Origin of the sequence: Dactylosporangium sp. NPDC051485, assembly GCF_040682015.1 — a bacterium.
Classification (GTDB): Bacteria; Actinomycetota; Actinomycetes; order Mycobacteriales; family Micromonosporaceae; genus Dactylosporangium.
This window is the reverse complement of record NZ_JBFAZW010000045.1, coordinates 70625-77464: the sequence shown is the minus strand read 5'-3', so window position 1 is coordinate 77464 and position 6840 is coordinate 70625. Positions and strand designations below refer to the sequence as shown.

Here is a 6840-nt window from a genome sequence, read left to right as displayed (position 1 = left end):
GGCCGCCGCGGGCCCGCAGCCGGCGACGCCCGAGCCGGTGGCGAGCGCGAGCGCCGCGCCGTTCGGCACCCCACCGGTCAGTGGCCCGCCGTTCAGCGCCCCGCCGGTGAGCGGGCAGCCGTTCAGCGCCCCGCCCGGAAGTGGGCAGCCGTTCAGCGCCCCGACCGGGGGTGGGCAGCCGTTCAGCGGCCCGGTGGGGAATGAGCAGCCGTTCGGCATGCCGCCCGCCGCAGGGCCGGTGAGCGGACAGCCCGGACAGGCGTCGCCGGTCGGGTACGTCACGCCGACGTCGGCGCCGCCCGTCGCGCCCGCGTCCGGGCCGCCCGGGGTGCCGGTGTCCGGGCCGCCCGGGGTGCCGGTGTCCGGGGCTCCTGGGGTGCCGGTTTCGGGGACGCCCGGTGGGGGCCGGGGGACGGTGTACCAGACGGGGTCGTATCCGACGGTCGACCCGCGGACGACGCCGGGAGCGCCCGGGCCGCAGGCGTTCCAGGGCCAGCAAGGGCCGCAAGGGTTCCAAGCACCGCAAGGGTTTCAAGGGCGGCAGGGGTTCCAAGCGCCGCAGGGTGCGCAGGGGCCCACGGTGCGGCAGGGGGCGCCCGGGCCCAACCCGTACGTGCCACCGCCCGCCGTGCCCGGGTACGCGGCCGCGCCCGTGTCGCCGGGGCCCAGCAGCCGGGTCATTCCCGTGTACGACGAGCCGGTCGCCCGGCCGGTGCGGCGCGAGCGCGGGAACTGGCTCAACGCGCTGCTCGTCGTCGTCGCGCTCATCGCCGTCGCCGGCGCGGGCACGACGATCTACCTGGTGCAGAGGGATGACAAGCCGGCCTCGACCAGCCACTCGCCGGCGCCGGGCACGGGGACGACCGGGGCCGGCGACGCCAGCGCGGGGACCGGCGGCGGGCCGCTCGGGGGCGACACCACGACCGGGGCGACGACCGAGACCACCACGCACGCGCCGGCCACCACCGCGACGCGGACCGAGACGGTGACGATGCCGGACCTCACCGGCCTGTACATCGACTATGCCAAGGAGAAGCTGCGCGACGCCGGCTTCACCGGCAACATCCGGACCCAGAACAAGGCCACGGACGACCCGGACCAGGTCAACCACGTGCTGGCCCAGGACCCGAAGGCGCAGAACAAGGTGGCCAAGAACGGCACGGTGACGCTGACCGTCGGCATCGCGCCGAAGAGCCCGACCGCGTCGCCCCCGCCGAGCTTCGCGCCGACCGCCTGACCGCCGCCGCACGACGGCGCTGGCAGGCAAGCCCCAGCGCCGGCCGCTTCGCCCCGTCTGGCGACCCGGGCCAGGCGCTGACGGGGCCAACGGACGGACCGGAGTCCCCGAAACGCTTGACAGCAGTGGCAAGACTGATGCCGCACCGTCCACTGCGGACAAAAAGGAGCGGCGGATGTCGAACCCCAACACGTACCTCGACCAGGTGGTCAAGCAGCAGGAGCGGCTCGAGGCCGACCTGCGCTCGAAGCGCGCCGCCGCGCCCGCGTCGGCGCCGGGCCCACTGCCGCGGCAGCAGGCGGCCGGCGGGGGCGGCGGGCGCGGGCGCGGGGCAGGGGAGCAGCCGGCGCCGAACGCGGTCGAGGTGCGGGTGACCGGGTTCGGGCGGTGGAAGACGGTGCTGGTCCCGCCCAATGCCTTCGTCGTGCACACCCGGCGGGGGCGGGACGAGCCGCTGCACGTGGGGCTGGGCGTGTCGTTCCGGTACAACCCGGCGACCGACTCGTACCTGGTCGTGCCGGGGGCCATGCAGACGATCCTGATCAATGCGTACTGCATCTGCCGCGAGCTGCAGGGCGTGCTCGTGCAGGCCTACGTGCAGTGGATCATCGAGGACTTCGCCACCGCGTACCGGCGGCTGGACTTCGGCGACGCCGAGGACCCGATGCGGCTGGTCAACCTGCAGCTCAAGGAGCAGGCCGAGGCGGCCATCAAGGACAAGGTGTCCACGATGGGCGTGGCCGACGTACTCAGCGACAAGCAGCCGATCATCGAGGAGCTCACCGCGCGGCTGCGGGCGGTCGCCGAGGGCTCCGGCAGCGCCGACGCCGGGCTGGGGCTGCGGATCGTCACCGTGCAGATCAAGGAGGCCGTGGTCAGCTCGCAGCGGCTGTGGGAGAACCTGCAGAAGCCGTACCGCGCCGAGCAGGGCCGCATCGCCCGGCTCGCCGAGCTGGCGGCCGAGGACGCGATCGCCGAGCGGGAGCTGACCGCGGGCCGGCAGCGGGAGTCGCAGCGCATCGAGAGCGACCGGGAGCTGGCCGACCTGCGGGCCCGCAACGGGGCGCTCGAGTTCGACCGGGAGGCGGCGGAGACGCTGCGCCGCTCGCAGCGCGAGCAGCAGGACGCGCGGGCCCTCGCCGAGCTGCGGGATGCCACCAACCGGCACGCGCTGGCCCTGGAGCGGGAGCTCGCGGCCGAGGAGGCCGAGATCGGGCGGCTGCGCATCGGGCGGGAGTCCGAGCTGACCCGGCTGGCCGCCGAGGCGGAACTGGGCCTGGCCGAGGCCCGCGGCCGGGCCGCCCACGAGGAGGCCCTGCTGGCCCTGGAGCGGGCCCGGCTGCAGGCGGCGATCGACAACGAGCAGTCCCCGGAGAGCCTGCAGGCGCGGCTGATCGAGCGGCTGCCGGAGATCGTGGCGCGGCTGCCGAAGCCGGACGAGCTGCGCTCGGTCACGATCGGCGGGACGGACGGGACCACGGTGGCGGGACTGATCGCGGAGCTGACCACCGTGGTCGGGGCCCTGCGCCCGGCCCGCGGCGGCTGAGCTCTCCGCTTTCCGGCGGTACGGCGGCAACCAACGGTGAAACGGAACAGCCCGCCCGGTGGGAAACGGGCGGGCTGTCGCCGGGGGTGCTGGGTTCCTTACGGCAGGACGTAGTTCTCGTTGAGGGCGGCGCCGCGGTCCGGCTTGTACTGGTCGAAGCCGCGCGGGTCGCACTGCAGGCCACCGTTGATGCAGTGGTCGGACAGGGCCTTCAGGGTCGGGGCGTCCCACGCGTTGTAGAAGTCGTAGTGGAACGAGTAGCCGCGGCCGCTGGAGAAGTGCACGTTGGACATGTCGCCGCTGACCGGCCAGGCCATCTTGAACTCGATCATCGGCACGGCCACCGGGTGCTCCGGCGGGCAGACCCCGACGACCGGGTAGGCCATGTGCGCCTTGTGGTCCGGGGAGTCCAGGTGCGTGCCGTCCCAGCAGCTGGGGGCCTGGAACCGGACGTTGAGCTGGCTGCCGGCGACGCAGTTGGCCGGGATGTCCCACTGCTTGGTGAGGTCACCGCACTCGAAGCCCTCGACGTGGCCGGGGTGGTTCTGGAAGTCGGCCTGGGTCGAGGACGGGCTGCCGACGACGAAGCGCAGGCCGGCCGGGAAGGGGCGGACGCTGCGGTAGTCGATGACGCCGCTCTTGTAGTAGATGACCTGGCGGCCGACCGGCTGCACGGCCTGGTCGCCGTTGAGCAGGGTGGGCATCCAGTACGCGCTCTTGTCGCCCGGCGTGATGCACGCGGTGCCGCCGGCCTGCAGCGAGGAGAGCGTGGTGTTGGCGTTGGTGGTGGTGTTGCCCATGAACGTGTGCGAGTGCGACGCGCCGGGCAGGCCGAAGAACACGATCGGGTCGTCGGGCAGGTTGCTGCGGCTCACCGAGCAGTTCGCCTGGAACTCGTGGTGGGTCGTCGGCGGGTTGGTCGCCGGCGGGGTCGCGGTCGACGGGGTCACGCCGGTGACCGGCGGGACGGCCGGCACCCAGCCGGGGCCGTCGGTGGCCGGCGGCGTGCTGGCGAAGCTGCCGTAGACCTTCATCTCGTACAGCGAGTAGCCGTAGCCCGTGCCGCGCTGCGTGCCGTACATGCGCACGTAGCGGCCGCTGCCGTTGACGTTGAGCGTCTGCGTGCCGCCGGTGCTGGTGGTGGTGCTGTAGATGTCGGTCCAGGCGTTACCGTCGGCCGAGGTCTGGATCTGGAAGGCCTTCGCGTAGGCGGCCTCCCACTGCAGGACGACCTGGGAGACCGTGGCGGTGGATCCCAGGTCGACCCGCAGCCACTGCGGGTCGCTCCACTGGCTGGACCAGCGGGTCGAGTCGTTGCCGTCGAACGCGGCGGCGGCCGGGGACTCGCCCAGCTCGCTGGAGGACGCGAGGGCCGGGCGGCCCTGCGACAGCAGCGTGGCGGTGGCGGCTTCGGCCGAGGTGAGCTGGATCGCGCCGACGAGCATCGACGCGACCACGGCGGTCGTGACCCCGATCGGGATCAGGGTTCTTCTGAGGCTTCTCGTACTCAATGCAGCTCCCAGGGGTGTGGGGCGGGTGCCTTCGCCGGTGGCGGACCGGCGTGAACGCGCTCGGAGAGCGCTCTCCAAAGGATGCGCCCGACAGGGCCGCCCGTCAATACGCCGGTGCGCTTAACCGGATAATTCGGGCACGATCCGGCACATTTTGGAGAGCGCTCTCCACTGGATTGAGAGGTCCGATGGCCGCCAGACCGGGCTCGCCGGGCCCGGCAGGCTGGTCGGCATGAACGAACTGCATGGCAAGGTCGCGCTCGTCACCGGCGGCAGCCGGGGCATCGGCGCCGCGATCGCCCGGGCCCTCGCGGCCCGCGGCGCGGACGTCGCGATCACGTACCTGAACAGCGAGGACAAGGCGAACGAGGTGGTCTGCGACCTGAAGGAGAAGGGCCGGCGCGGGCTCGCGCTGCGGGCCGACGCGGCCGACCCCGCGGCGGTCGCCGGGGCCGTCGACGAGGCCGCGGAACTGCTCGGCAGGCTGGACATCCTGGTCAACAACGCCGGGGTGTTCCCTGCGGGAGCGCTCTCCGAGTTGGACATCGCGGCGTTCGACCGCACGGTGGCGGTCAACGTGCGCGGACCCTACGCGGCGGCGCGCGCCGCCGCCCGGCACCTCGGCGACGGCGGGCGGATCATCAGCATCGGCAGCAACGTGGCCGAGCGGGTGCCGTTCCCGGGGCTGGCGCTCTACGCGCTGACCAAGACCGCGCTGGCCGGGATGACCCGCGGGCTGGCCCGGGAACTCGGGCCGCAGGGGATCACGGTGAACCTCGTGCACCCGGGGCCGACCAACACCGACGCCAACCCGGCCGACCAGCCGCAGGCGTCGGCGATCGCGGGGCTGACGGCGCTCGGGCGGTACGCGGACGGCGACGAGATCGCCTCGGTGGTGGCGTTCCTGGCCGGGCCGGACGCGCGGTACGTGACCGGGGCGACGGTCAACGCCGACGGCGGCTGGGCGGCGTAACCCATCGTCCGGCCGACGGGGCGCGGGCCACGACCTGTGCCGGCCCGCGCCCCGGCTCCCGCATCACTGCGCCCGCCCGCTGCTGGCCCGGGCGGTCGCCTTCCGGGCCACCACCCCGCGGATCCCGCGGCCGGGGTGCTGCTGATGCTCGTGGCGCCCGGGCGGTACGCCAGGCTGCACCGGCTCTTCGGTCACAGGCGCTCGGGCACCCGCAGCCCGGCGTCGCGGTGGGCGGCGTCGATGACGGTGGCGTAGGACGCGAGCATCCGGGTGTGGCTGAACCGCTCCCGGCTGCCCAGCAGGGCCGGGGTGAACTCGGCCCGCCGGCGGACCGCCTCCGACCAGGCGGCGCTGATCGCCTCCGGTTCCGGCGGGGTGACGAGCCCGTGGCCGGCCACGATGATCGCGGTGTCGCCGATGTCGGTGGAGACCGGCACCGCGCCGCACATCGCCCCCTCGATCAGGCACAGCGGGGCCGCCTCGCCGCTGGTCGAGGTGAGCGCGACGACGTCGCTGGCCGCGTAGACCGCCTCCATGTCCCGGCGGATGCCCAGCAGGTGCAGCCGGGCCAGGCGCCGCGGCTCGTCGTCGAACAGCTCCGTGAGCAGCCCGCACAGCTCGGCGTTGGCCGTGGTCATGCCGGCCCCGCACAGCAGGACGTGGCCGGTCGGCTCCCGCTTCAGGTAGCGGCGGGCGGCGGCCAGGAACAGCGGGACGTTCTTCATTGGGTCGTAGCGGGCGGCCAGGGTGACGACCTTCGCCTTGGCCGGCACGCCGAGCGACCGGCGCAGGGCCGCGCGGTGGCGGGCCGGCACCGGCTGGAAGCGGGACAGGTCCACGCCGTTCGGGATGACCTTCAGCAGTCCGGTCGGGATGCCCGCGGCCTCGTACGCCGAGCGCGTCGACTCCGCGCAGCAGATCGCGGCGGCCACCCGGCCGTCGGCGACCGCCGCCTTGAACTCGGCCAGCGCGCTGCCCTGGTGCTGCGGGTCCGAGCGGTGCAGGCACACCACGACCGGCCGGCGCGGGAAGCCGGGCAGGTTGACCAGGCGCAGCGGCTGCTCCTTGAGCGACAGGATGATGTCGGCCCGCTCGGCGTGCGCGAACGCGGTGGCGACCTCGGACGCGCTGAACGTCCTGCGGGTCGCGGTGTCCCCGCCGATGCGCCGGCCCAGCGGGCGTACCTCGACGCCGACCGCGCGCAGCGAGCGGTAGCTGGCGTCCTCCTCCATGCGCTGCAGGATGGTCTCGCGGCGCATCGCGCCATAGATGCTCAGCACCGAATGGTGATGCGTCCCCCCGGTGTGCAGCCCGGCCACGACCGTGGTGTGCAGGGCCCGGGCGCCGCCGGAGAAAAACCCCTCATAGATCGACATCACGCGCAGTTGGCTTGTCACGGGCAAATCATCGTCCGCACTTCGCCATCTGTCAGGTTGAAACGGCGTTCCCGCGGTGAACTGTGCGTTTCGGGAAAATCACGGAATGGGGCCGATGTGCGCTGGTCAATGGCGTACTCCAATTGGCGTACCGTTTCCTGCGGCTGGCGGGATGGGGTGCGCGGTGTGCTCCCGGT

Annotated in this window: 5 protein-coding genes and 1 pseudogene; 3 read left to right on the top strand and 3 right to left on the bottom strand. The window is 73.5% G+C overall.

Annotation, left to right across the window (positions count from 1 at the left end):
• A pseudogene (locus AB0M46_RS25140) lies at positions 1 to 282 on the bottom strand (hypothetical protein); the annotation flags it as partial.
• Positions 283 to 580: 298 nt separating this feature from the next.
• Here AB0M46_RS25140 and AB0M46_RS25135 point away from each other — a divergent pair.
• Positions 581 to 1237 (top strand): PASTA domain-containing protein, encoded by a 657-nt coding sequence (locus AB0M46_RS25135; RefSeq protein WP_363339530.1) that lies wholly within the window; start codon positions 581 to 583, stop codon positions 1235 to 1237.
• A 175-nt stretch (positions 1238 to 1412) separates the two neighbouring features.
• Positions 1413 to 2783, top strand: a complete 1371-nt coding sequence (locus AB0M46_RS25130; RefSeq protein WP_363339528.1) for an SPFH domain-containing protein — start codon at positions 1413 to 1415, stop codon at positions 2781 to 2783.
• Positions 2784 to 2881: 98 nt separating this feature from the next.
• Here the strand turns inward: AB0M46_RS25130 and AB0M46_RS25125 are convergent, their stop codons facing one another.
• Positions 2882 to 4294, bottom strand: a complete 1413-nt coding sequence (locus AB0M46_RS25125; RefSeq protein WP_363339526.1) for a DUF1996 domain-containing protein — start codon at positions 4292 to 4294, stop codon at positions 2882 to 2884.
• 232 nt (positions 4295 to 4526) lie between these two features.
• Here AB0M46_RS25125 and AB0M46_RS25120 point away from each other — a divergent pair, with 232 nt between their 5' ends.
• Entirely contained in the window at positions 4527 to 5267 is a 741-nt protein-coding gene (locus AB0M46_RS25120) for an SDR family oxidoreductase (RefSeq protein WP_363339524.1), read from the top strand.
• Positions 5268 to 5458: 191 nt separating this feature from the next.
• Here AB0M46_RS25120 and AB0M46_RS25115 read toward each other — a convergent pair whose 3' ends face one another.
• Positions 5459 to 6664: a glycosyltransferase gene (locus tag AB0M46_RS25115; protein ID WP_363339522.1), complete on the bottom strand. Its 1206-nt coding sequence runs from the start codon at positions 6662 to 6664 to the stop codon at positions 5459 to 5461.
• Positions 6665 to 6840: the final 176 nt, after the last annotated feature.

Coding starts and splice junctions, on each gene's coding strand:
- AB0M46_RS25130 (WP_363339528.1), top strand. CDS start 1,413: ATGTCGAACCCCAACACGTACCTCGACCAGGTGGTCAAGCAGCAGGAG.
- AB0M46_RS25120 (WP_363339524.1), top strand. CDS start 4,527: ATGAACGAACTGCATGGCAAGGTCGCGCTCGTCACCGGCGGCAGCCGG.